20 protein-coding genes, 1 tRNA gene and 1 riboswitch are annotated in these 22,406 nt (G+C 58.8%); of the genes, 7 read left to right on the forward strand and 14 right to left on the reverse strand.

The window, feature by feature from the left end; translation table 11 throughout:
• Positions 1–124: 124 nt before the first annotated feature.
• Together JFT63_RS23115 and JFT63_RS23120 are read right to left on the reverse strand one after the other, a co-directional pair.
• Positions 125–871 carry a fimbrial biogenesis chaperone gene (locus JFT63_RS23115; protein ID WP_198844855.1) on the reverse strand — a complete coding sequence of 249 codons (747 nt, stop codon included), beginning with the start codon at positions 869–871 and terminating at the stop codon, positions 125–127.
• 25 nt (positions 872–896) lie between these two features.
• Positions 897–1,457, reverse strand: a complete 561-nt coding sequence (locus JFT63_RS23120; protein ID WP_198844856.1) for a fimbrial protein — start codon at positions 1,455–1,457, stop codon at positions 897–899.
• 316 nt (positions 1,458–1,773) lie between these two features.
• Between JFT63_RS23120 and JFT63_RS23125 the strand changes: the two genes are divergently transcribed.
• Positions 1,774–2,424 carry a response regulator transcription factor gene (locus JFT63_RS23125; RefSeq protein WP_198844857.1) on the forward strand — a complete coding sequence of 217 codons (651 nt, stop codon included), beginning with the start codon at positions 1,774–1,776 and terminating at the stop codon, positions 2,422–2,424.
• A 247-nt stretch (positions 2,425–2,671) separates the two neighbouring features.
• Here JFT63_RS23125 and JFT63_RS23130 read toward each other — a convergent pair.
• From JFT63_RS23130 to JFT63_RS23150, 5 genes are all read right to left on the reverse strand, one after another.
• Positions 2,672–2,747: transfer RNA gene (locus JFT63_RS23130), tRNA-Gly, on the reverse strand.
• Positions 2,748–2,807: 60 nt separating this feature from the next.
• On the reverse strand, positions 2,808–3,368 hold the full coding sequence (gene pgsA, locus JFT63_RS23135) for a CDP-diacylglycerol--glycerol-3-phosphate 3-phosphatidyltransferase (protein ID WP_003190391.1): 561 nt from the start codon (positions 3,366–3,368) through the stop codon (positions 2,808–2,810).
• Between the two features lie 32 nt (positions 3,369–3,400).
• Positions 3,401–5,224 carry an excinuclease ABC subunit UvrC gene (gene uvrC, locus JFT63_RS23140; protein WP_057704032.1) on the reverse strand — a complete coding sequence of 608 codons (1,824 nt, stop codon included), beginning with the start codon at positions 5,222–5,224 and terminating at the stop codon, positions 3,401–3,403.
• A gap of 1 nt (position 5,225) precedes the next feature.
• The gene (gene gacA, locus JFT63_RS23145; protein ID WP_005786991.1) at positions 5,226–5,867 is read right to left on the reverse strand and encodes a response regulator transcription factor GacA; all 642 of its coding nucleotides are present in this window, start codon (positions 5,865–5,867) and stop codon (positions 5,226–5,228) included.
• Positions 5,868–6,018: 151 nt separating this feature from the next.
• The gene (locus JFT63_RS23150) at positions 6,019–6,384 is read right to left on the reverse strand and encodes a helix-turn-helix domain-containing protein (RefSeq protein ID WP_198708521.1); all 366 of its coding nucleotides are present in this window, start codon (positions 6,382–6,384) and stop codon (positions 6,019–6,021) included.
• Between the two features lie 82 nt (positions 6,385–6,466).
• Here JFT63_RS23150 and JFT63_RS23155 point away from each other — a divergent pair, with 82 nt between their 5' ends.
• Positions 6,467–6,706: a DNA-binding protein gene (locus JFT63_RS23155; RefSeq protein WP_057704030.1), complete on the forward strand. Its 240-nt coding sequence runs from the start codon at positions 6,467–6,469 to the stop codon at positions 6,704–6,706.
• A gap of 34 nt (positions 6,707–6,740) precedes the next feature.
• On the opposite strand, the gene JFT63_RS23160 is transcribed toward JFT63_RS23155, so the two are convergent.
• Together JFT63_RS23160 and JFT63_RS23165 are read right to left on the reverse strand one after the other, a co-directional pair.
• The gene (locus tag JFT63_RS23160; RefSeq protein ID WP_057704029.1) at positions 6,741–7,172 is read right to left on the reverse strand and encodes a GNAT family N-acetyltransferase; all 432 of its coding nucleotides are present in this window, start codon (positions 7,170–7,172) and stop codon (positions 6,741–6,743) included.
• Entirely contained in the window at positions 7,173–7,922 is a 750-nt protein-coding gene (locus tag JFT63_RS23165) for a carbon-nitrogen hydrolase family protein (RefSeq protein ID WP_198844858.1), read from the reverse strand.
• A 146-nt stretch (positions 7,923–8,068) separates the two neighbouring features.
• Here JFT63_RS23165 and JFT63_RS29910 point away from each other — a divergent pair, with 146 nt between their 5' ends.
• From JFT63_RS29910 to JFT63_RS23185, 5 genes are all read left to right on the forward strand, one after another.
• Entirely contained in the window at positions 8,069–8,203 is a 135-nt protein-coding gene (locus tag JFT63_RS29910) for a hypothetical protein (RefSeq protein WP_267910996.1), read from the forward strand.
• A 339-nt stretch (positions 8,204–8,542) separates the two neighbouring features.
• Entirely contained in the window at positions 8,543–9,622 is a 1,080-nt protein-coding gene (locus JFT63_RS23170; protein WP_198844859.1) for a 3-deoxy-7-phosphoheptulonate synthase, read from the forward strand.
• A gap of 50 nt (positions 9,623–9,672) precedes the next feature.
• Positions 9,673–9,878: riboswitch (cobalamin riboswitch) on the forward strand.
• A 91-nt stretch (positions 9,879–9,969) separates the two neighbouring features.
• On the forward strand, positions 9,970–11,892 hold the full coding sequence (locus tag JFT63_RS23175; RefSeq protein WP_198844860.1) for a TonB-dependent receptor plug domain-containing protein: 1,923 nt from the start codon (positions 9,970–9,972) through the stop codon (positions 11,890–11,892).
• Positions 11,892–12,251 (forward strand): (2Fe-2S) ferredoxin domain-containing protein, encoded by a 360-nt coding sequence (locus JFT63_RS23180; RefSeq protein WP_057704025.1) that lies wholly within the window; start codon positions 11,892–11,894, stop codon positions 12,249–12,251. The genes JFT63_RS23175 and JFT63_RS23180 overlap by 1 nt, the downstream gene beginning before the upstream one ends.
• Positions 12,248–13,192, forward strand: a complete 945-nt coding sequence (locus JFT63_RS23185; RefSeq protein ID WP_198844861.1) for an ABC transporter substrate-binding protein — start codon at positions 12,248–12,250, stop codon at positions 13,190–13,192. The genes JFT63_RS23180 and JFT63_RS23185 overlap by 4 nt, the downstream gene beginning before the upstream one ends.
• A gap of 12 nt (positions 13,193–13,204) precedes the next feature.
• Here the strand turns inward: JFT63_RS23185 and JFT63_RS23190 are convergent, their stop codons facing one another.
• From JFT63_RS23190 to mgtA, 5 genes are all read right to left on the reverse strand, one after another.
• A complete protein-coding gene (locus JFT63_RS23190) occupies positions 13,205–13,630 on the reverse strand; it encodes a chemotaxis protein CheY (RefSeq protein ID WP_198844862.1) in 426 nt (141 codons plus the stop codon).
• A 135-nt stretch (positions 13,631–13,765) separates the two neighbouring features.
• The gene (locus tag JFT63_RS23195) at positions 13,766–17,380 is read right to left on the reverse strand and encodes a transporter substrate-binding domain-containing protein (protein ID WP_198844863.1); all 3,615 of its coding nucleotides are present in this window, start codon (positions 17,378–17,380) and stop codon (positions 13,766–13,768) included.
• A 7-nt stretch (positions 17,381–17,387) separates the two neighbouring features.
• Positions 17,388–18,014, reverse strand: a complete 627-nt coding sequence (locus JFT63_RS23200; protein ID WP_198844864.1) for a response regulator transcription factor — start codon at positions 18,012–18,014, stop codon at positions 17,388–17,390.
• Positions 18,015–18,303: 289 nt separating this feature from the next.
• Positions 18,304–19,020: an MgtC/SapB family protein gene (locus JFT63_RS23205; RefSeq protein ID WP_057704022.1), complete on the reverse strand. Its 717-nt coding sequence runs from the start codon at positions 19,018–19,020 to the stop codon at positions 18,304–18,306.
• 162 nt (positions 19,021–19,182) lie between these two features.
• On the reverse strand, positions 19,183–21,888 hold the full coding sequence (mgtA, locus tag JFT63_RS23210; RefSeq protein WP_186560712.1) for a magnesium-translocating P-type ATPase: 2,706 nt from the start codon (positions 21,886–21,888) through the stop codon (positions 19,183–19,185).
• Between the last annotated feature and the right edge of the window lie 518 nt (positions 21,889–22,406).

Genomic DNA, 22,406 nt, shown 5'->3' on the forward strand with positions numbered 1-22,406 from the left:
TCATTCGCCCATGGCATAGCCAGACCACCGAATGCTCTCGGTCAAAATCGAACAGGTAAAAACATAGTCAGTCCCATGCCACGGCTGTGCGCCGGAACCGGAAAGAAGCGCGAGGCCTGTGGCGTTATTTGCCTACGGGCTGCTCGAACATCCGCCTTGCGCCATAGTCATTGATGGCTTCGTAACGCACTTTTGGCCCACTAGCGTGGCAGTTAAAGCGGGTTGAGGTTGTGAGCACTGTCTTGCCGAACGGTGCAACCATCCCGGTTTTGACGGGAAACGCCTGGCCATCGCAGTCAACTTCGACATGGCCGAAGGACACGTAATACGGCGTCGGATTCGCCACCTCCAGGTTCGTAGCACCCGTGCTTTTGGGCGTCGCCACAACCGTCCATTTGAGCTGCTCGGGAGCAGCGTCTACGCCCGATGCAAGCGCAGTCGGACGGTAAAGCAGCTTGAGTCGCGTCCTGAAGGCAAACTGCAACACCGCATCATCCGACGCCCTGCGTGGCGGGTTTTCCAGCACATTGAGCCAGAACAGCGATTCGCGGTCGGCGACAGCGATGGATTGAGTACGACTGATCCTCAACACCGCTCCACCACTGGGGTCAATCCGGCTGACCGCAGGCGCGACAACAAAGGGAACCTGAACATCCTCAGGGGCCATTTCTGCATGCCCATCATCCACCCAGCTTTGCACCAGTACCGGCTCACTACTGGAATTCTCCAACCTGACCGTCACATCATCCACATTGGCGGGGAAAATCACTCGAGTGCCTTGCACCACAATGGCTGCCTGGGACGCCTGCACAAACAGCCCAAGGAACACAGCGCCGAAGGCGAGAGAAAACGTACGCGTTATCGGCGCCATGAACCACCTCCTGCATCGTCAGCGATTATTGATAGGCCAGCGTGTAGCGCACGAACGAAATGCCAGAACCCGGAGTGACAGCAGGCGCGGTCGATACGTAAGACGCCTTGTAGGACAAGGTCGCAGTATTGCCTTTGACCACTGCCACCTGGGGCGTTGTTTCCCTTTGGCCCAGCTGGATTTTCTTGCCATTGGCCGTATCGTTGAATACTTGAATCTGCACGCCTGTTGCCGGCGCACTGCCAATCAACTTGAGATTACCGGTGACCGAATCGATGTTCTCAACTTGATCGAAATCGATCGAAACCTTGGCGTCGTTTGTGCATTGCGCACCCGACAATTGCAGTTTGAACGGCACAAACGGCGATGCGTTGCCAATCGCGGCAAATGTTCCTGGTGCGATCCGACCAAGCTCTACATTGGTCACGTTACCCTCGCCTGGCGCCTGGCCATTAATGTCACAGGTCACATCTGTGATGCTTCCCGAAAAGTTCACAACTCCATCCGCCGCGTAGGAAAGAGAAGGCGCAACTAATGCACAAAGAAAACTGGATGCAACCAGACGTCTCAATGAAACATTTTTCATATCATATCCTTATTAATTTAAGTTCGCGATCACGCAACTAGCAGGTGCAACCCACAATGGTGCAACCACCTCACCACATACCTACCGACATCAATATCGGAAGGCCAGAACAAAGATACAGGATGCACATGCGATTTTTTTATAGATTATTCGCACAAGGACTAAGGACATTTCGCTTTGACGAAAGTTTTTCGCCAGCACTTTCAAAACCGTATTTAACTTAGTGGTGCGTTCATCGCATAAGGCGGGCATTATTTGCGATGGGCTTGGCCCTGTGTAAGCAGCAGGTAACGTTACCCGGAAAGGGACTTTACGGATGAGCACCATTGTAATCGCCGACAACCATGCCTTGATGCGTTATTCGATCAAGAGGCTACTGGAACAAAACGGCCACACCGTCGTCGCCGAAACTGGGAATGGCCAGGAAACCCTGCATATGGTGAACAGGCTTGAGCCGAACCTGCTCATACTGGAACTCGACCTGCCAGAAATGCATGGGTTGGACGTTATCTCTTTACTGACCCTGGGTAAGTGCTCAAGCAAAATACTCGCGCTCACTGCCTATGATGCGGAGAATTATTTAATCCGCTGTTTAAAAGCCGGCGCCTCGGGCTTTGTCTCAAAAACTGCTGAACTGAGTGAAATACAAAGCGCTATAAAAGCGCTGCTAAGAGGCAAGAACTACTTCCCATATGTCACACAAAGAATGGCACAAGCGATTAAGCATACTTATTCATCACGTATATCAAAGCCACTAAAACTCACAAGGCGCGAAACCGATATCTTGGAGCTTCTGGCAAAGGGCTATAACAACCAAGAGATCGCCAAGCTCTTGATGATCAGTCATAAGACTGCAAGCGCTTACAAACTTAGATTATTATATAAATTCAATACTTCCCACCTCCTTGGAATGATTGACGCGGCGCGTCGGGGAGGTTACATCGCAGGGAGTTTAACGGTTTTATAACAGCGAACCTGCGGTCAGTATTTATCCACTTGAAACCGCTCATATCTGAACTGAACCGGCGGTTCATTTCACGATGCGCAGATATTAGTTTCAACCGGTTAATGATGTGAACACCGTCTCGGCTAACGCGTTTCAAGTGATAACGTCATCCGACATCACGCAGAGCAACGAAAGATCCCAAAGCGCCCATCCCCCAAATCGCAGGCAAAAAAAAGCCACTCGTTAGAGTGGCTTTTTCATTAATGCTTGGAGCGGGAAACGAGACTCGAACTCGCGACCCCGACCTTGGCAAGGTCGTGCTCTACCAACTGAGCTATTCCCGCTTGGTGATGCGCATTCTATAGAATCCTCAGCACCCGTCAACCCCTTGATTCAAAAAAGTTTTATTTCTTTTCAACGGTGGTTCGCAGATGGGGCCAGGCCGCACGCAGATATTGCAGCATGGACCACAGGGTCAGGCCTGCGGCGACCAGCAGCAAGGCGTAGCCCGTGAGGACCCAGAACGAGAAGTCCGACGGGTTGGCCAGCAGGATGACCAGCGCGAGCATCTGCGCGGCGGTTTTCCATTTGCCCATGTTCGATACGGCCACGTGGGCGCGGGCGCCGATTTCGGCCATCCACTCGCGCAGGGCCGAGACGACGATCTCGCGGCCGATGATGACGGCGGCCGGCAGGGTCAGCCACAGGTTGCCGTGTTCCTGCACCAGCAGGACCAGGGCGACGGCCACCATGAGTTTGTCGGCCACGGGGTCGAGGAACGCGCCGAAGGGCGTGCTCTGTTCCAGGCGGCGGGCCAGGTACCCGTCGAGCCAGTCGGTGGCGGCTGCGAAGGCAAATACCGAACTGGACGCGACGTAGCTCCATTCATACGGCAAATAGAACAACAAAATGAAAATCGGGATAAGCAGGACGCGTAGAACGGTGATCAGATTAGGGATATTCATCGGCACAACTGGCTACGAGGTGAGAAGGCATTCTATTCGCTGTGCAGATTGGCATAAATCAATTCAGCGAGCTTTTTACTGATACCGGGTGCTTTGGCTATTTCGTCAATGCTGGCACGGGAGAGCTCCTGCAAGCCACCAAAATGTTTAAGCAAGTCGCGACGCCGCGTCGGGCCAACCCCTGCCACCCCTTCCAGGGTTGAAGTTCGCCGGGTTTTGCCACGGCGCGCGCGATGGCCGGTAATGGCGAAACGGTGGGCTTCGTCGCGGATTTGTTGAATCAGGTGCAGCGCGGGCGAGTCGCCTTTCAAGGTGAATTCATGGGCGGCATCATTTAAGTACAACGTCTCGAAACCGGCCTTGCGCGTGGTGCCCTTGGCGACGCCGAGCAGGATCAGGTCAGGCACGGCCAGCTCGTTGAGCACGTCTCGCGCCATGGATAACTGGCCCTTGCCGCCGTCTACCAGCAGGATATCGGGCAGCTTGCCCTCCCCGTCCTTCAACTTGCTGAAACGCCGCGTGAGCGCCTGGTGCATAGCGGCGTAGTCATCGCCTGCGGTAACGCCTTCGATGTTGTAGCGCCGGTAGTCGGACTTGATCGGCCCTTCCGGCCCGAATACCACGCAGGAGGCCACCGTGGCCTCACCGCTGGAGTGGCTGATGTCGTAGCACTCCAGGCGCTGGGGCGGCTCATCCAGGTTGAGTACCTCAGCCAGAGCGTCGAAGCGTGCGGCAACGTGCTGTCGATTGGCCAGGCGCGCGCTCAGGGCCTGTTCGGCGTTGGTCACGGCCAGTTGCTGCCAGCGGGCACGGGTGCCGCGTACGCGGTGGCTGATGTCCAGCTCGCGGCCGCGCAGCTCGTGGATGGCCTCGATCAAAGTGGGGAAGTCTTCATGCACCACGTTGACGATCAGTTCAGACGGCAGGTCGCGCTCAGGGCTGCTGACGTAGTACTGGCCAAGAAACGCAGCCATCACTTCTGACACGTCTTCGTCGATACCGGTCTGCGGGAAAAAGTTCTTGCTGCCCAACACCCGGCCAGCGCGCACGCTGATCAGGTGCACACAGGCGCCACCCGGATTGACGAACGCGGCGATCACGTCAACGTCGCCGGTGCCGCCTTCCATGCTTTGCTGGTCCTGGACCCGGCGCAGCAAGGAAATCTGGTCACGCAGTTCTGCAGCCTTTTCGAAATCCAGAGTGCTGGCCGCCTGCTCCATCGCCCCGGACAGCTCATCGGTGAGCGCGTTGCTGCGCCCTTCGAGGAACATTACGGAATGGCGCACATCCTCGGCGTACTCCGCCGGCTCGACCAGGCCCACACAGGGCGCCTTGCAGCGCTTGATCTGGTATTGCAGGCACGGCCGCGTGCGGTTCTTGTAAAAGCTGTCTTCGCACTGGCGTACAAAAAAGGTTTTTTGCAGCAGGCTCAGGCTTTCACGAATTGCACCGGCACTGGGATAAGGCCCGAAATACTTGCCCTTGAGCTTTTTAGCCCCGCGATGAATGCTCAGCCGGGGGAAATCGCCGTCCGACAAATACACATAGGGATAGGATTTATCGTCACGCAGCAGGATGTTGTAGGGCGGTCGCCATTCCTTGATCAGCGTCTGCTCAAGCAGCAGCGCCTCGGTTTCATTGGCGGTAATGGTAGTTTCAACCTGGGCGATACGCGCCACCAGGGCGGCGGTTTTCGGCGCAAGGCCGGTCTTGCGAAAATAGCTCGCCAGACGGTTCTTCAGGTTCTTGGCTTTGCCCACGTACAGCAGGCGCGCCTCGCTGTCGAACATGCGGTACACGCCGGGGCGGCCACTGCAGGTCGATAGAAAGGCACTTGGATCAAACGGCGTAGTCATGTCAGGCGCTGGCGTCCACCATGCCGTGGCGCACCGCGAGCAGGGTCAATTCAACATCACTGCTGATGGCGAGCTTCTCGAAGATGCGATAGCGGTAGGTATTGACGGTTTTGGGCGACAGGCACAGCTTGTCGGAGATCGACTGCACCTTCTGGCAACCGACGATCATCAACGCGATCTGGATTTCCCGCTCCGACAGCGTGTCAAACGGCGAATCGCTGGTGGGCTGGAAAGATTTGATCGCCAACTGTTGGGCGATCTGAGGGCTGATGTAACGCTGGCCGGCGAAGACCAGTCGAATGGCCTGCACCATCTCCGCCAGGCCCGCGCCCTTGGTCAGGTAGCCCGCGGCACCGGCCTGCAGGAGCCGCGTCGGAAACGGGTCTTCCTCGCACACCGTCACCACTACGACCTTGATGTCCGGATGGCTGCGCAACAGCTTGGTCGTGGCACCAAGACCGCCGATCCCGGGCATCTTGACGTCCATCAACACCACATCGGGCTTCAATTCCCGAGCCTTGATCAGAGACTCCTCCCCTGACTCAGCCTGGCCGACTACTTGCAGGCCGTCGATGTCAGCCAGCATTCGTGTAATGCCTGTACGAACGAGATCATGGTCATCGACTACTAGCACCCTAATCAAGCAGACACCTCGCGATATGGTCTTATAGATTGCTGAACACCTTAGCAAAAAAGCTGGGCGCAGACCTAGCCGCAAGCGTCATATATATGGAGTTTGCCTGCCCGATAGTCGTCCACCGGGTGGCGGACGACCGGATTTATTGGGCAAAAGGTCAGGAATCCTGGGGCGCAGGCTTGGTTTTTCCATTCAGGGATTGGGAATGTTCGGCCAGGGTCGACGTCAGGCGGCGAATTGCATCCTGGTCTTCCTTGAACATCGCCCGGTAATCCACCAGGACCTTTTCTTCAAGCTGGCTGAGATTTTCCAGCTGGATCGGCGTGGCAGTGCCGGTCAGCACGTACAGGATGTCCACGCCTCTCTCGGCGACACGTGACAGGTAATCAGCCTTGGGCGCACGCCCGCCGCTTTCATACTTGCCTTGAGCGTTAGCTTCGACGCCTCCGATTTCACCAAAAACTTTTTGCGACAGGCCAAGTCGCTCTCTTTCTTGCCTTAAACGCGAACCGATTCCACTCATTTGGATGTATGACCCTATTTGGCACACCCCAAGAGGTGACACACTCATCTCTTTGTTAAACGAACTTGAACGGTTTTGAACTATGCCCGGAATCCGTACTGCTGCACAAGCCAAGGCCTGGCTGGAACATCAAGGAAAGTCAGTGCAGGCGTTCGCCCGTGAACATGGCGTTGATCCGGCAACCACCTATCAAGTGCTCGCTGGGCGCAAAAAGGGACGGCGTGGTGAGGCCCATAAGGTAGCGGTCCTGCTGGGCATGAAAGAGGGGATCATCCTCGCTGAGGCAGATGGCCAAAACGACGATCAGGAAGTCGGCTCCTGAATCAGTATGCGCTTATTAGAACTTTGCGCATGACTTAACATGCGCGACAGACACGCTCCATCCGCCAGAAGCCGTCCTCTTCGCCGACAATGCTGAACCCGATGCGCTGATAGAGCTTTTTGGCCGGATTGGTCTTGAATACGGTCAACCGCAATAGCCCCAGCGCTTGCGCCTTCAGCGCCATGTGCTCCAGCACCCAACTGCCTGCGCCCTGCCCGCGATGTTCTTCGAGCATATGCAACTCGCGGATGTACAGCGCGCCATGGTCGCGACTCAGGCTGACAAACCCCAACGTTTCATCGCCTCGGCAAACCAGCCAGTTTTCCCGACCGGCCCAGGCGGTGTCGAAGCCGTCATTGGACCAAATCAGCCGGTTTTGCACGTAGTAGCGGTTCATCGCCTGGTGGGTCAGGGCTCGTGCAAACGGCAGATCCTTTTCTGTGGCTGCGCGCAGGTAAAAGGCCATTTACACCGCCACCACGTGACCCAGCCAATGCTCGCCATCGCGGCGGGCAATCACCAGCGCCTCGCCGACGCCGGGCACCGCTGCAAGCAGGCGGCCATCCGCGCCCCAGATCGCACTGCGGCCTGCACACGCCCAGCCACCCGACGGGCCACCGTGGTTAGCCATCAGCACCAGCAGACGATGTTCGGCGGCATAACCCTGCAGCAGCGCGCTGTCTTTGGCGTAACCGCCTTCGCTGATCAGCACGCCGGCTGCGTACACATTGGCACCCGCTTGCGCCGCCTGGCGCGGATGACTGGCGTGGGAAAAGTCAGCGCAAACCGCCAGGGCAATTCGATCATCACCCCACGCCAGTGCCGCACCGCCCTGCCCGGCTGCAAACGCCACTTCTTCGCCTGGATGCAAATGCTGCTTGGTATAGACGGCCACCGAGCCGTCGGCACCCAGTACCAGAGCGCCAATCATGACCTGCGTTTGCGAGGCCAGGCGAATCGGCATCCCTACCACCGCCGTCAGTTGCAACTCACGCGCCATTTCGCGCAGGGGTGCCAGCAATGGGGCGTCGGGAGCAATAGCCAGGTCGGCGGCCAGCGTGGGTTCGTAACCGGTCAAAGACAGCTCCGGAAACACCAGCAATTGCACGCCCTGCTCTGCCGCAACCTGCATAAACACCAAGTGCCTTGAGATGTTGGCCGCGACGTCGCCGGCAATGGAAAGGGTTTGCGCCGCAGCAAGGGTCAAGGCAGTCATGGTCGCGTCCTGGCAATCATTGTTTAAGAGTGACCAGCATAGCGACACTCGCCCCATAGTCGTAAGTACCCTCAAGCAATAGAAATTACTGATTGAATCCACCCGTGCGCCTCTAGTAAGCTCCCCCCATCATTTGGAGAGCCACCATGTTGCAACTCACCCACACTCAGGTTTGCCCTGCTGCCAGCGCCTTGCGCTCGGTGTCGGCTACCCGTGTGAACGGTTCGAGCGCACTGGCCGGCTTTTATTTTGGGTATTGGTTTAGCCACTGGCGCGCCTGATACCTGAAATCGGCGCCCACTACTCAAGGGGTCGCCTACCAGAGAAATCTAAACCCCCGGTCGGCTCCCCGACCGGGGGTTTTGTTTTTTCAGCCGCTAACTATTTTGTTTGCTCAAGAACACTTAAAGGAATCACACCATGAACTACGCCAACTATTACCGCTTCGACACTTGCACTGCATGGCGATTTAGCCAGCTCCGTTCGGGACAGCCTGCCGCCTCCGATCGGTCACCTATTGGTGGCAAACCAACACACCTTGCCAGTACGGCCAATTGTCGAACACCCCAGTAGGCCAAGCGCGCGGGAACAACCCGCCGCTTGCCCAGGAAGCCTTGAATATGAACTCCTCCGTCGCCGCTTTGCCCGTCTGCACCCTCAACAGCGCCAATGAAACCCTGACCCAGCGCTTGCCCAGCTCCCTTGAGCTGAAGCACCAACTGCCCCTCAGCCCGTTCCTCAATGAACAGATCCACGCCCATCGCCAGGCCGTGCGTGCCATTCTCACTGGCCAGGATTCGCGCTTACTGGTGATTGTCGGCCCGTGCTCGATCCACGATCCGGAATCGGCCATGGAATACGCACGCAACCTGAAGAAACTTGCGCTCGAAGTCAGCGACCAGATGCTGCTGGTGATCCGCGCCTACGTCGAAAAACCGCGCACTACCATCGGTTGGAAAGGCCTGGCCTACGACCCGCACCTGGACGGCAGCGATGACATGGCCACCGGCCTGGCCCTGTCCCGTGAACTGATGCGTGAAATGCTGCGCCTGGGCCTGCCGGTCGCCACCGAACTGCTGCAACCCATGGCAGCAGGCTACTTCGATGACCTGCTCAGTTGGGTTGCCATTGGCGCGCGCACCACTGAATCGCAGATCCACCGCGAGATGGCCAGCGGCCTGGGCCTGCCCGTGGGCTTCAAGAACGGCACCGACGGCGGCGTCGCGATTGCCTGTGATGCGATGCGCTCGGCGTCCCACCCCCACCGCCATTTCGGGGTCGATAGCCAGGGCCATCCCGCCATCATTCAAACACCGGGCAACCCCGACACGCACTTGGTGCTGCGCGGCGGTCACCGTGGGCCAAACTACGATGCGCAGAGCGTGGCCCAGGTGAAACATGACCTGGTCAAAGCCAAGGTGGCAGCGCGGATCATGGTCGATTGCAGCCACGCCAACAGCGGCAAGGACCCGCTGCGCCAACCGGCGGTGTTCAATGACGTATTGGAGCAGCGCTTACAGGGCGATACCTCGCTGATCGGCATGATGCTTGAGAGCCACTTGTTCGAAGGCTGCCAGCCGCTGAGCACGTCGATGAAATACGGCGTGTCGGTGACCGATGGTTGCCTGGGATGGAGCGGGACCGAGCAGTTGTTGCGCAGCGCGGCCGAACGGTTGCGCGAACACAGTAAAACCGACTGATCGCTGGCTGGGCTGGGCGGGAAAGTTGACGAGCGCTCGTGCGAGTGTTCAGATGCCCGCCTGTTTCAGGTGCCCCCTGCCGCCGTGCTCGGGGTGAAACGGGAAACCGGTACGCTCTTGCCGAGCAAGTCCGGTGCTGCCCCCGCAACGGTATATGCGTGATCCCTTCGACACACCACTGTGGCCATTGCGCTATGGGAAGGTGAAGGGGTCCATACGCATGAGCCCGGAGACCGGCCTGAAATTTCTGTTTGGCAAACTCCTGCGGTGGGCGGGCATGGGCCGGTATTGGCGTGTGCTCGATGCCTTCTCTTGCGTGCTTCTGCGAAGATACTTTCGAGAAGACTATGATTCGACGTTCATTCACTCCCTTGGTCGGTTGCCTGTTCAGCCCATTGCTGCTGGCTGACGACAATGCCCTGATACTCAATGCGCAACTCGTCTCGGCGCCTTCGGTGGAGTCCACCACCGTCGCGGCCATGGCCCGGTACGGCAGCAAAATCGACGTGGTCAGCCGCGCCCAGATCGAGCGAGCCGGCCCTGCCGCCGACGTGTCCCGGGTCATGCAAATGTTCATTCCCGGGCTGTACGTCGCGCCGAAAAACGGCCCGTTCGACTACGGCACCTATTCCCTGCTTGGTGGACGCAACGATGACACGTTGATCCTGCTTGACGGTGTGCGCCTGAATAACCGCTTGTACGGCGGTCTTTACATCGACACCCTGCCAGCCAATGCCATCGAGCGCATCGAAGTGCTCAAGGGTGGCCAGAGTTTACTGTTCGGCACCCAGGCCGTGTCCGGCGTGATCAATATCGTCACCCGCAGCCCGCAGACGCCCAGTGCTTCCGGCGAAGTGAACCTGGGGGTCGATACCTTCGGTGGCACCACCGGCGACGCCCGGGTCGAAAAACTCTTCAACAACGGTTGGGGCGACATGGGCCTATTGGCGTACGTCAGCCGTAATGCGTCCGAGGGCTACCAGCCGTTTCGCAACCGCGATATGAAAAACGTCAGCAACAAGAAGCGCGCCTACGAGGTCACCACCTTCGGCACCAAGGCGATTCAATCCTTTGGCGACCATTCACGCCTGGAACTGTTCTACCAATACGCCGATGCCAACCTGGATTTCGCTCGCCCGGTGGCATCCCACAAGACCACCAACGACCGTGTTCAGCAGATCGCCACAGCGACCTTCGAGCAAAATATCAACGAACGCCTGAGCTATTTCGTCAAGGGCCATATCAACGATTGGGACACCCGCTATACCCGCATCAACAACCTTGACGCAGGTGGCACCCAGGTGATCAATCATAACGACTATTGGGGTTTCACCGATTGGGGCGTGCAGGCCGAGGGCAAGGCCCAATTGCCGGGCGGGCATGTGTGGATCGTCGGCAGTGATAACCAATGGTTCAAGGGCCAGGACGATGTGCTGGTAATCGACAACAACAAGGCCCAGGCCCACGCGCTGTACACCCAACTGCGCCCGCAGATCGACGCCCTGCCCGATTGGCACCCCAGCCTTGGTGTGCGCCACGAAGCCATGAGCGGGGGCGACAGCGCCACCGTCGGTATGCTCACCTCGCTCTATGACCTCAACGAGAATTGGGCGCTGCGCGGTCAATATGGCACGGCCTACAAGCTGCCCAACGCCGAACAACTGTTCGTCAATGAAACCGACGAAAAAGGTAACCGCCACCTCAAGCCTGAGAAAAGCCGCAACGCCGAGTTGGGTGTCGACTACAGGGGATCACTCGCTGGACGCGATTTCAACGCAAGCGTGACGTTATTCAAACGTGAGATCACTGACCTGATCACACTGAACGATAGGCTGTGGGTCAACGGCCAGGGCCAAGTCAAGATGCGCGGCTTCGAGGCCGACGCCAGGCTGGCGCTCAATCAACAATGGAGCGTGCAGGCGGATATGACTCGCAACCTTACCCAGTCGCGTGCCGGAGTGACCATCAACGACATCCCGAGCTTTTTCGCCCGCTCACGCATCGGTTTTGAATCGCAAAGCCGCTTGTGGGGTGCAGGTGCAGCCATCCGTTATATCCGCGATATCGCTAGCTCCAGGCAGGTCGAGTACGGTCATTATTCAGTGGTAGACGCCGATGCCTATCGCTATCTGGACTCAACGCACCAGCACCGCGTGAGCCTGTTGGTGGAAAACCTGTTCGACCGCGACTACGTCACCAGCCGCTCCAATAACGTCGACAACCTGGGCCGTCCGTTCACCTCAGAGGTGCGTTATACGTATCGTTTCTGATGAAAGACATCACGCAAATCGAAGGGGTGGATACCCATCCAGACTGGTCGCATATCCCCGACCACGCCTACCATGTGTTGCTGTGCACCGGGCCACGCTGCACCCAACGCGGCGCCTTGCAACTGTGGAAAAGCCTGCGCCGCCGATTGCTGGAACTTCATCGCATCGAAGTGACCGGCGGCGTGCTCTTGACTCGCACTCATTGCCAGTTCCCCTGCAACCTCGGCCCGGTGCTCACGGTCTACCCCCAGCGCTGCTGGTATGGCGTGCATAGCAAGGCCGATGTAATACGCCTGGTGGATAGGCACCTGATAAGTGGTGAGGTCGTCGATGATCTGTTGATCACGGGGCACTCATGAAATCGCCCTGGTTATGTGTGGGCGCCCTGCTCTGTGCGGCGCCGGTACTGGCGGACAGTTACCGCAATTGCGCCCAGACCTGGACACTGCCGCACTCGCCTCCCTCACGCATCGTCGCGCTCAATCAGCACGCAGCCGACCTGTTGCTGGCCCTGGATGCAGGGCCGTCACTGGTCGGCGTGGCCTACCTCGACGATGACGGCAAGGCCCATCGACGGGGCAAGTATTTCGAGGTGCCGGTGATTGCAGGCAAATACCCGTCCGGCGAAATGCTGTATGCACAAAAGCCAGACTTGGTGGTAGGTGGGTTCGCCAGCGCGTTTGGTGACGGCGTGACCTCACGCACCGGCCTGGCAGATAACGGCGTTGCGTCTTACCTGCTGGAGTCCGCTTGCGCCGGGCACACCCTTGATTACTTCCGACATATTCGTCAGGACCTGCGCACCCTCGGCGACCTGTTGCACAAAAGCCGGCGTGCCCAGACATTGATCGACGCACTGGACGCCGACCTGCTGCAGGCCCGGAAAATGGCAGACGCGACCAGAACCGTGTCGGTGTTTTACCTGGACAGCGAGGTCAACGGCCTCGACAGTGAAGGCCAGCGGGGGTTTGTCACTGCGCTACTGGCCGCATCCGGGGCCCGTAACGTGCTGGCAGACATCCCTCTTTCACGGGTCACCGTGAGCCGCGAAACCTTGCTGATAAAGGACCCCGACATCCTATTATTGGCCGATGCCCTGTGGTCGCCCGCCAGCCGTAAACGCCAGTTGTTGACCACCGATCCGGTCTTGTCGACATTACGCGCGGTGCGTGAGAACCGAATGATTGATGTCGCGTTTACTCATTTGGTGCCCGGCGTCGGCAGCGGCCAGGTAGCGCGCGAACTGGCCCGCAAGCTCCATGGCAATCCTTGCCCCCCTGCAGGGCTTGTTCTTGATTGACCGGGATGACGCCTAGGCCCCTGCTACCCGCGGCACCCGGGACAGCTCCCGTAACCACGGCAGCACCCGCAAGCCGTGTGCTGCCTCGGATGGGTCGACGATATCCATAAAGTGTTCGAGGCTGACATTGTCCGGCACGCCCGGCAGACGCACCCGCACTGCTGACGTTGCGCCGCCAGGCTCGCCCAGGTCGATGTGCTCGTACACCAACACATGGTGCACCGAGTGCTGGGCCCCACAGGCGTGGGCCAGCAACCCGGCATTGATGATGAGCACATCGAAGGGCTCGGCTGGAATGGAGGTCAGAATCTGGACTTCTTCAAGCGTTTGCACCGGCACAATCCGGTAATACCCCAACTGGTTGAGCATTTTCTCGATGTACAGGCGTTGCAGATGCTGTTCATCGGCAATCAGGATAGTCAGTGCTTTGTTTGGCATGGCAAACCCCTGGGGCAGGCAGTGCTCGGCAGTGAGCATCGCCCATTGTCCAGACATATGCCGACGACAAAATCAGGCGTTTTCCCCGTTAACGTAAGAGTTTTCCCAAATCACCTGAATGGCGATCAACCGCCGTCAAGGCTGATTGCAATAAGCCTCCAAGCCATGCTGCAAAGTAGCGATCGCCTCACTGACGCCATCAACCGCGGGGCCCAATGCTAGAAGGTCCCGCTGTTCACACACCGCCTCCAATGCTTCACAACACGCGATCAACTCCTGCGCCTTGACCATGCGTGCGCCGCCCTTGGCACGATGGGCCAGGTCGTGCAGCCTGGCAAAGTCGGCTTGGCTTGACAGCTGTGAGAGCAAGGCACGGTCCGTTTCCAGGCTGTCGAGCAACGGCACCAGCAACTCAATAAGCGCGGGGCGATCATCCCCCGTCAATGCGACCAGGGTGCTCAAGTCGAACGCCGCTATTTGTGGCGGGCCCAACTCGGCCGAGCGCGAAGCCAATGCCGAACGCAGGTCGTCCAGCCCGGTGGGTTTGAACAGGCAGCCGTCCATACCGGCTTGCCGACAGCGCTCGGTTTCCTCCGGCTGAGCGTTGGCGGTGAACCCCAATAACAGGCAAGGTGCCTCACCCCGCTCACGCTCTTGCGCGCGAATCTCCCGCGCCAACTGGTAGCCATTCTTGAACGGCATGTTGCAATCGGTGATCACACCGTCGAATTGTCCCGCCCGCCACTGCTCAAACCCCTGGACGCCATCTTCGGCCGTGGTGATCTGGTGGCCCAGGAAGCTCAACTGACGCGCCAGCAGCAAGCGGTTGGCCGGGTAGTCATCCACCACCAGGATGCGCAGCGCGCGGCCCTGTGGCGCCGCATCAGCCGTGGGTGCTGCATGGGCCGGCAGGCTGTCCGTCAGGGCCAGGGGCAATGTCACCTCCACCCGGGTGCCCTGCCCCAGCACGCTGCTCAGGTGCAACTGACCGCCCATCATTTCGCACAAACTGCGGCTGATCACCAACCCCAGGCCAGAACCGCTGCGGGCCGACTGCTGGTTATTGCTGCCCTGGATAAACAGGCTGAATAACCGCTGCTGATCTTTGACGCTGATCCCGATGCCGGTGTCTTGCACCCATAGCTGCACATTCAACCGGTCGCCCTCGATCACCGCCTGCGCGCCGAGGCTGACCTGGCCGTTGGCGGTAAACTTGATGGCATTGCTCAACAGGTTCGACACCACCTGTTTGAAGCGCAGCGGGTCGACCAGCACCGTCCGGTCAATCAAGGGCTCAAACTCAATTTGCAGCGCCACGCCCTTGGCTCGCGCCAATCCCTCGAACACGCGCGCCACCGACGCCAGCAGCTCGCGCAGGTTGGCCGGCTCCAGGCTCAGTGACAGGTGCCCGGACTCGATCCGCGCGATATCAAGAATGTCGCCGATCAGTTCCAACATGCCGCGCGAAGCCACCGATGCCACTTCCAAGGCATCGCGGTCGGCCCGCCCCTGTTCGGCATTTTTCAAGGCCAGTTCGATCATGCCGATCACGGCGTTCATCGGCGTGCGGATTTCGTGACTCATGGTCGCCAGGAAGGTGGTCTTGGCGCGGTTGGCGGCGTCGGCATCGTCCTTGGCTTCCTGCAATTGGCCCAGTAAGCGATGACGCTCGCTGACGTCCACCCAACCGGCAATCATGCCCACCACCTTTTCATCGCCGTCGCGGTACGGCAGCATCCATTGGTAAATGGTCAGCACATCACCATTGGGCACCTTGAGTATCCGGTCATGAATCTGCGGCTCTCCTGCGGCCATCAAGCGCAAATAATCCTCATGAAACGACTGGGCCTGCGGAGGGTTGTTGACGTCGGTTTCCATCACCGTCTTGCCGATCACGTCTTCAAGCTTGTAGCCAAACACATCGAGGTACGCGTTGTTGCAGGCCATCAACCGACCCTGGCGGTCGCGCACATAAATCGGGTGCGGGGTGCCGTCGATCAATACGCTCATGAACCGCATCTGATCGCTGAGCGCCCGCTCGGCCTGCACACGCTTACGAATCAGGCTACGCAAGTAGATGACCCATCCCAGCGTGACCACCAACAACAGTGCGGCCAACCCGAAGCCCTGAATGATCACGTTGCGATAACGCAGCCAGTAGCTGTCCTCGATGATGACTTCGCTGCGCCATTGGCCAATCAACTCATCCATTTCCTGCGGTGTGATGCTCAGCAGCGCCTTGTCCAGGATCGAATACAGCTCCAACTGACTGCGGTTGACCCCGAAGGTCACGCGTGCCGGTTCAGTGCCGACCGTACTGGTGATACGCAAGCGGTCACGGTAATGCCGGCTGATCAGATAGCGCGCACTGATCAGCGAGTTCACGGCGCCATCGGCGTCGCCATTGGCCACCAGCGCCATGGCTTGCTGCGGGTTTTCCACGTCGATAAACGCAACCCCTGGGAAGTTTTGCGTTATCTCGTCATGCAAGCCATTGCCGGTCACCATAGCCAGGCGTTTGCCGACCATATCCTCCAGCGTGAGCGGGCTGTCGGGGCTGTCGCGGGTCACCAGCACAAACGGGTTGGTCAGGTAGGGCCGGGTAAAGCGCACTTTGTCGGCACGCTCCATACTGGGGGTGACCACCGCCAGCATATCCGCCGTGCCTGCACTGACTATATTGACCTGGCGCGGCAACGAACTGCCCGGCACCACATCGAACTTCAAACCAGTGCGCAAGCTGATGCGCGACAGCACCTCGGCACTCAGCCCTTCGAATTGACCCTGGTCACCGATAAAAGACAGTGGCAGAAAGTCGTTGAGCACCGCGACTCTGACCCGTGGGTTTCTCTGCACCCAGCGTTGTTCATTGGCACTCAAGTGCAGCCGGTCAATGCCCACGATGCCCAGGTTGCCACCGCTCCAGCGGCGCAGGATCTCCATCTGCTCACTGGCAGGAATGGCCTCCAGCGCCGCATTGATGATCTGCAACAGCCGCGTATTGTCCCGGGTGACGGCAAACGCAAACGGGTTGACCTCCAGAGCGGAAAAATCGGCCATGCGTACATTGTTCAGGTGGTTGCGATTGATCAGGTAATTGCTGCTGATGGCATCGCCCAGGTAAACATCGGCGCGTCCAAACGCCACCGCGCCAATGGCTTCGAAGGTCGAGGCAAAAAGCTCCAACTGTGCACGGGGGTAAAATGCCCGGACGGCGTTTGGCTGCATATAGTGATACAGCATTGCCACCCGCTTGCCTGCCAGGTCATCACTCAACGCCTGGCTGTCACCGCTGCGCGTCACCAGGGTCGGTTGATCGTTGGCGTAGGAGCGAGACAACTGCAATTGCGTGTCGGCAGCCTCATAACCATTGGCGGAACCGAGAAAATCCACGGCCCCCTGCTTCAGGGCGTGGACCACATCATCGCGAGTTTCGTAGCGCCGGACCTCGATGGAAATATGCAGAGCCTGGCCAATCAGCGCGGCAAAGTCGGCGGTGATACCTTCGAGTTCGTCGTTGTTATTGGTCAGGTCAAACGGGACGTAATCGGGGGCAGAAATGCCCATGACCAATGTGCGCCGCTCGCGTAGCCAGCGCCAATCGGCCTCGGTCATCTCGACTTTGGGGAGGTCGAGGTGGGAGTGCCCCAACAGTTGCAACGACTGGGGCTCTTCAAAGGCCACCGCGATCAGGGGTAACAGGCTCATCCACAGGATCGCGACGAACCTGGTCAACGCAGTGGTGATCATTTGTCGCTCAGATCAAATGGTTGCGCTGGGCAAACTTGGACAAATGCACTACCGAAGACATACGTAACTTCTCCTTGAGTCGAGTCTTGTAGGTGCTGATGGTCTTGTGGCTCAGCAGCATTTTCTCGGCCACCTCCTTATTGCCCAGCCCCAGGGCCAGCATCTGCAGGACGGTCAATTCACGGTCCGACAAGCACTCGATCATCTGTCGTTCCGTTTCTTGCAGGTCATCACGGCGAACCGAGCTGGTCGGCAAACTGGGGAAACAGCTGTAGCCCGACCTGATCGCCCTGATGGCCTTGATCAACTCGTCCAACTCTCCAGTCTTGGCAACAAACCCCATGGCGCCGGCACGCATACAGCGGGTAGAAAAGAACACCGCCATGTAGGAGGTAAGCACCAGAATCTTGCACGGCAGGGCCAGCGCCTTGACTCGGCTGATAACCTCCAACCCACCCAGCTTTGGCAGCGCAAGGTCGAGAATAATCAGCTCGGGACGTTGCTCCCTCGCCAATTGCATTGCATCTGCCCCATCTCCTGCCTGGTAGATTTCAGTAAACCCTTCAGCTTTCATGAGGTGCGTGACCGTCGCGCGGATGAACGGATGGTCATCCACAATTAATGCTTTGCTCATAAAACTTCCCTATGTGGACAAAATACCCTTACACATCACACCGGGACTGGGTACCTGTGAGAAATGACAGTTCCGACGAACGGCACTGCACACCCTCAGGGCGATAACCAGGCGATGTCTGGCCCCTTCAATTAACTCAGCATAACCACGGCCGCCAGCCTCAACGACCCAACAGCCGCATGTGCCCAACCTTAGCAACGGCAAGATGTTTCAATTGAAGGGATATTCCTGACTACATGTAGGATTTTTCCACGACTAAGCTTAGCCAATCCTGGCGCGCCCAGAGGGATCAGTCGGTGGTACTCGGGCTCCAGAAAGCCTGTACCACCAGGGTTGACGTGGAGATGCGCGCCACCAGCGCATCCAGCTCATCGCCATCGACCGAGGTTGCGACCAGGGTGGCCTCAATCTCCACTTCTTCGCTGCCAAATGGCCGCACGTCGACATCGCTGGCCGGGTAGTTAGAGCGTGCCAGCTCGGCTTCCAACAAGACCATCACCGCCTGTTGCTGACTGCGCCGTGCAATTACGTAAAGGATGTTGGTGACCTCTGCCGAGACCACGTCCAGCGGCTGACGGTTGATGTTGTTGACGATCGGTCGCAGCAAGGTATTGGCCGCCAGCACAAACAGCGTGCCCAGCAATGCCTCAAGGATCAGGTCGGCACCGGCACAGGCGCCCACCGCCGCCGAAGCCCACAGGGTGGCCGCCGTATTGAGGCCACGCACATTGCCTTCCTCACGCATGATCACACCGGCGCCCAGGAAGCCGATGCCCGACACCACGTAAGCAACTACACGCACAGCGCCTTCGGCACCGCCGAGGCGGTTGGCCATGTCGACGAAAATCGCCGCGCCCACCGCCACCAGCACGTTGGTGCGCAAGCCCGCGGTGCGCTGGCGGTACTGGCGCTCGAAGCCGATCAAGCCCCCCAGAATAAACGCCGCGCTGAGGCTGACCACGGTGTCGATCAGGGAGTTGAGGTTGATGTTGTTGATTGCCTGCATAAAAAGATCTCCATGAATGCAGCGGCAAATTGGAAGCACCGCAGGTCCCTGTGGCAGCTGCCTGCGATAGCGGCGCGTCAGCTAATGAATCAGGCGACTAATACACCGTCATCGCGGGCAAGCCCGGCTCCCACAGGTTTTTGCGGTGTTGCATAAAACGTATTACTGCCAGCCAAACTTGCGGATGTAGTAGCCCTTCACCGCCTGGGTCAGCGCCATGTACGCCAGCAAAATCACCGGCAGGAATACGAAGTACAGCGACGGCAGCGCCTGCAGTTTGAAGTAGTGCGCAAGCGGCCCCATCGGCAGAAAGATCCCCACAGCCATGATCACGCCCGTCATCAGCATCAACGGCAGCGCCGCACGGCTTTGCAGGAACGGGATTTTTGGCGTACGGATCATGTGCACGATCAAGGTCTGGGTCAGCAGCCCCACCACGAACCAGCCAGACTGGAACAGGGTCTGGTGGTCCGGGGTATTGGCATCGAACACATACCACATGAGTGCGAACGTGGTGATGTCGAAGATCGAACTGATCGGCCCGAAGAACAACATGAAGCGTCCCACTTCCCCCGGCTGCCAGCGTTGCGGCGTGGCGAGCATTTCGTCATCGACGTTATCGAACGGAATGGCAATCTGTGAGATGTCATACAGCAGGTTCTGCACCAGCAGGTGCATCGGCAGCATCGGCAAAAACGGGATGAACGCACTGGCCACCAGTACCGAGAACACGTTGCCGAAGTTGGAACTGGCGGTCATCTTGATGTACTTGAGCATGTTGGCGAAGGTACGCCGACCTTCCAGCACGCCCTCCTCCAGGATCATCAGGCTCTTTTCCAACAGAATGATATCGGCCGCTTCCTTGGCGATGTCCACGGCACTGTCCACCGAAATACCGATATCCGCCGTGCGCAGCGCCGGTGCGTCGTTGATACCGTCACCCATAAATCCCACGACGTGCCCGTTAGCCTTGAGCAGGCGTACGATGCGTTCCTTGTGGCTGGGCGTAAGTTTGGCAAACACATTGGTGGTTTCCACCGCCTGGGCCAGCTCAGCGTCGGTCATGGCTTCGATATCGTTGCCCATCAGCAAGCCCTGTTGCGCAAGGCCCACTTCGCGGCAGATCTTCGCTGTGACCAGCTCGTTGTCGCCGGTCAAGACTTTCACCGCCACGCCATGGGCCTTCAATGCCTTGAGGGCCGGAGCAGTGCTTTCCTTGGGTGGATCGAGAAACGCCACGTAACCGATCAACGTCAGGTTGTTTTCATCCGCCAGGCTGTAGGTGTCACGCCCCGCCGGCATCGGCTGGGCAGCTACCGCCACCACACGCAGCCCTTCCTCGTTGAAGGCGGCGGTCACTTGGCGAATGCGCGCCAGCAGCTCTTCGCTCAATGCTTCATTGACGTCACCATGGCGCACGCTGGTGCACACCGACAAAATCTCTTCCACCGCCCCCTTGCAGATCAGCAGGTGCGGCTGGTCCCGCTCAGCCACCACCACCGACATGCGGCGGCGGTTGAAGTCGAAGGGGATCTCATCGACCTTGTGGAACGCGGTGCCGACTTTGAGCTCGCGATGGATTTCCACGTGTTCCAGCACCGCCACATCCAGCAGGTTTTTCAGGCCGGTCTGGTAGTAGCTGTTGAGGTAGGCCATTTCCAGTACGTCTTCGGACTCCTGGCCCCACACGTCCACATGGCGCGCCAGAAAAATCCTGTCCTGGGTGAGCGTGCCGGTCTTGTCGGTGCACAGCACGTCCATGGCGCCGAAGTTCTGGATCGCGTCCAGGCGCTTGACGATGACCTTCTTGCGCGACAAAAACACCGCGCCCTTGGCCAACGTCGAAGTGACGATCATCGGCAGCATTTCCGGAGTCAGGCCCACGGCAATCGACAACGCAAAGAGCAGCGCCTCGGTCCAATCGCCCTTGGTGAAACCGTTGATGAACAGCACCAGCGGCGCCATCACGAACATAAAGCGAATCAGCAACCAACTGACTTTGTTGACGCCATGCTGGAACGAGGTGGTGGCGCGATCAGTGGCGGTGACGCGCTGTGCCAGAGCACCGAAATAGGTGCTGTTGCCGGTGGCCAGAATCACCGCCGTGGCAGCGCCCGACACCACATTGGTGCCCATGAACAGGATGTTCTCCAGTTCCAGCGGGTTACGGGTATGGGCGTCCTGCTGATGGGCGAACTTCTCCACCGGCATGGATTCACCGGTCATCGCCGCCTGGCTGACGAACAAGTCCTTGGCGCTGAGCACGCGGCAGTCGGCGGGGATCATGTCACCGGCCGACAACACAATCAGGTCGCCCGGCACCAGTTGCTTGATGGGCAGCTCAATGCGTTTGGCAGCGTCGCGGCGCAGCACCGTGGAGGTGTTGCTCACCATGGCCTTCAAGGCGTCGGCGGCCTTGTTCGACTTGGCCTCCTGCCAGAAGCGCAGCAGAGTCGAGAGCACCACCATGGCAAAAATCACCGTGGCGGCCTTCATGTCTTCGGTCAGCCAGGAGATCACCGCCAGCAAGGTCAGCAGCAAGTTGAACGGGTTCTTGTAGCAGTGCCACAGATGCACCCACCACGGCAGCGGCTGTTCGTGCTCGACTTCGTTAAGGCCGTATTGCACGCGCAGGGCGTCGGCTTCCTGAGTGCTCAGGCCCTCGGCGTGGCTGCCCAGCACGCCCAGCAACTGCACGGCGCTGCCGTTGGCCGACGCCACCAGGGTGTGCGCCAGGCTGGGCGGTACTTCGCGGCTGACACTGGCGTCGGTCACGGTCTCAAGCATCGCCAGGCGGCGAAAATGCCGAGCGATGTGCCGGGTCCGCAGGAAGCCGGCGAAGAACTCTTTAAGCAGCGTAAGGTTCATGGTGTAACTCCTGCGCGAGGAAAACCGCCGTGCAGGTACTGCCCGTCCACACCGCGCCCGTCCCACAGGCACAGCCGAACCTGGCCCGCCCGCCGTAAAAGGCAGGCGCGTCCGTAGCCTCCAGGCGTTACCCCGGTGCTGGTCAGCGTCGATGAGAGGGGTTCAGGCAGGCGCCAGGACGGGCGACTGCCGGGATACCGCTTCTCGCTTTGTGAGGCGAGACAACGGCATCGGAAAAATGCGCGTTACCTTGCCAAGTAGATGCCGGTTACCGAAACCGGCCGACGACTGTCACTCGAACAAGTACCCACTGAGGGTCTCCGCTATTAATGAAAACGCGCGAAGCTTACGCCCCGATGTTGGCCGAGTAAACCGTAGGAAAGTGCGCGCATGGAGAATACGAAAATTCTTCAGGATGGGTTCAGGAATCCCTTTGTCAACCACACCGCCAAGCAAATGTGGGAGGGGGCTTGCCCCCGAGGACGGTGTTTCAGCTACCAATTCATCGCCTGACACAT

Origin of the sequence: Pseudomonas sp. MF7453, from assembly GCF_016405455.1 — a bacterium.
Taxonomy (GTDB): domain Bacteria; phylum Pseudomonadota; class Gammaproteobacteria; order Pseudomonadales; family Pseudomonadaceae; genus Aquipseudomonas; species Aquipseudomonas paralactis.

Bases quoted from the DNA above. Each gene is read 5' to 3' on its own strand.
- JFT63_RS23115 (WP_198844855.1), bottom strand. From the start codon at position 871: ATGGCGCCGATAACGCGTACGTTTTCTCTCGCCTTCGGCGCTGTGTTC.
- JFT63_RS23120 (WP_198844856.1), bottom strand. From the start codon at position 1,457: ATGAAAAATGTTTCATTGAGACGTCTGGTTGCATCCAGTTTTCTTTGT.
- JFT63_RS23125 (WP_198844857.1), top strand. From the start codon at position 1,774: ATGAGCACCATTGTAATCGCCGACAACCATGCCTTGATGCGTTATTCG.
- pgsA (WP_003190391.1), bottom strand. From the start codon at position 3,368: ATGAATATCCCTAATCTGATCACCGTTCTACGCGTCCTGCTTATCCCG.
- uvrC (WP_057704032.1), bottom strand. From the start codon at position 5,224: ATGACTACGCCGTTTGATCCAAGTGCCTTTCTATCGACCTGCAGTGGC.
- JFT63_RS23150 (WP_198708521.1), bottom strand. From the start codon at position 6,384: ATGAGTGGAATCGGTTCGCGTTTAAGGCAAGAAAGAGAGCGACTTGGC.
- JFT63_RS23155 (WP_057704030.1), top strand. From the start codon at position 6,467: ATGCCCGGAATCCGTACTGCTGCACAAGCCAAGGCCTGGCTGGAACAT.
- JFT63_RS23160 (WP_057704029.1), bottom strand. From the start codon at position 7,172: ATGGCCTTTTACCTGCGCGCAGCCACAGAAAAGGATCTGCCGTTTGCA.
- JFT63_RS23165 (WP_198844858.1), bottom strand. From the start codon at position 7,922: ATGACTGCCTTGACCCTTGCTGCGGCGCAAACCCTTTCCATTGCCGGC.
- JFT63_RS29910 (WP_267910996.1), top strand. From the start codon at position 8,069: ATGTTGCAACTCACCCACACTCAGGTTTGCCCTGCTGCCAGCGCCTTG.
- JFT63_RS23170 (WP_198844859.1), top strand. From the start codon at position 8,543: ATGAACTCCTCCGTCGCCGCTTTGCCCGTCTGCACCCTCAACAGCGCC.
- JFT63_RS23175 (WP_198844860.1), top strand. From the start codon at position 9,970: ATGATTCGACGTTCATTCACTCCCTTGGTCGGTTGCCTGTTCAGCCCA.
- JFT63_RS23180 (WP_057704025.1), top strand. From the start codon at position 11,892: ATGAAAGACATCACGCAAATCGAAGGGGTGGATACCCATCCAGACTGG.
- JFT63_RS23185 (WP_198844861.1), top strand. From the start codon at position 12,248: ATGAAATCGCCCTGGTTATGTGTGGGCGCCCTGCTCTGTGCGGCGCCG.
- JFT63_RS23190 (WP_198844862.1), bottom strand. From the start codon at position 13,630: ATGCCAAACAAAGCACTGACTATCCTGATTGCCGATGAACAGCATCTG.
- JFT63_RS23195 (WP_198844863.1), bottom strand. From the start codon at position 17,380: ATGATCACCACTGCGTTGACCAGGTTCGTCGCGATCCTGTGGATGAGC.
- JFT63_RS23200 (WP_198844864.1), bottom strand. From the start codon at position 18,014: ATGAGCAAAGCATTAATTGTGGATGACCATCCGTTCATCCGCGCGACG.
- JFT63_RS23205 (WP_057704022.1), bottom strand. From the start codon at position 19,020: ATGCAGGCAATCAACAACATCAACCTCAACTCCCTGATCGACACCGTG.
- mgtA (WP_186560712.1), bottom strand. From the start codon at position 21,888: ATGAACCTTACGCTGCTTAAAGAGTTCTTCGCCGGCTTCCTGCGGACC.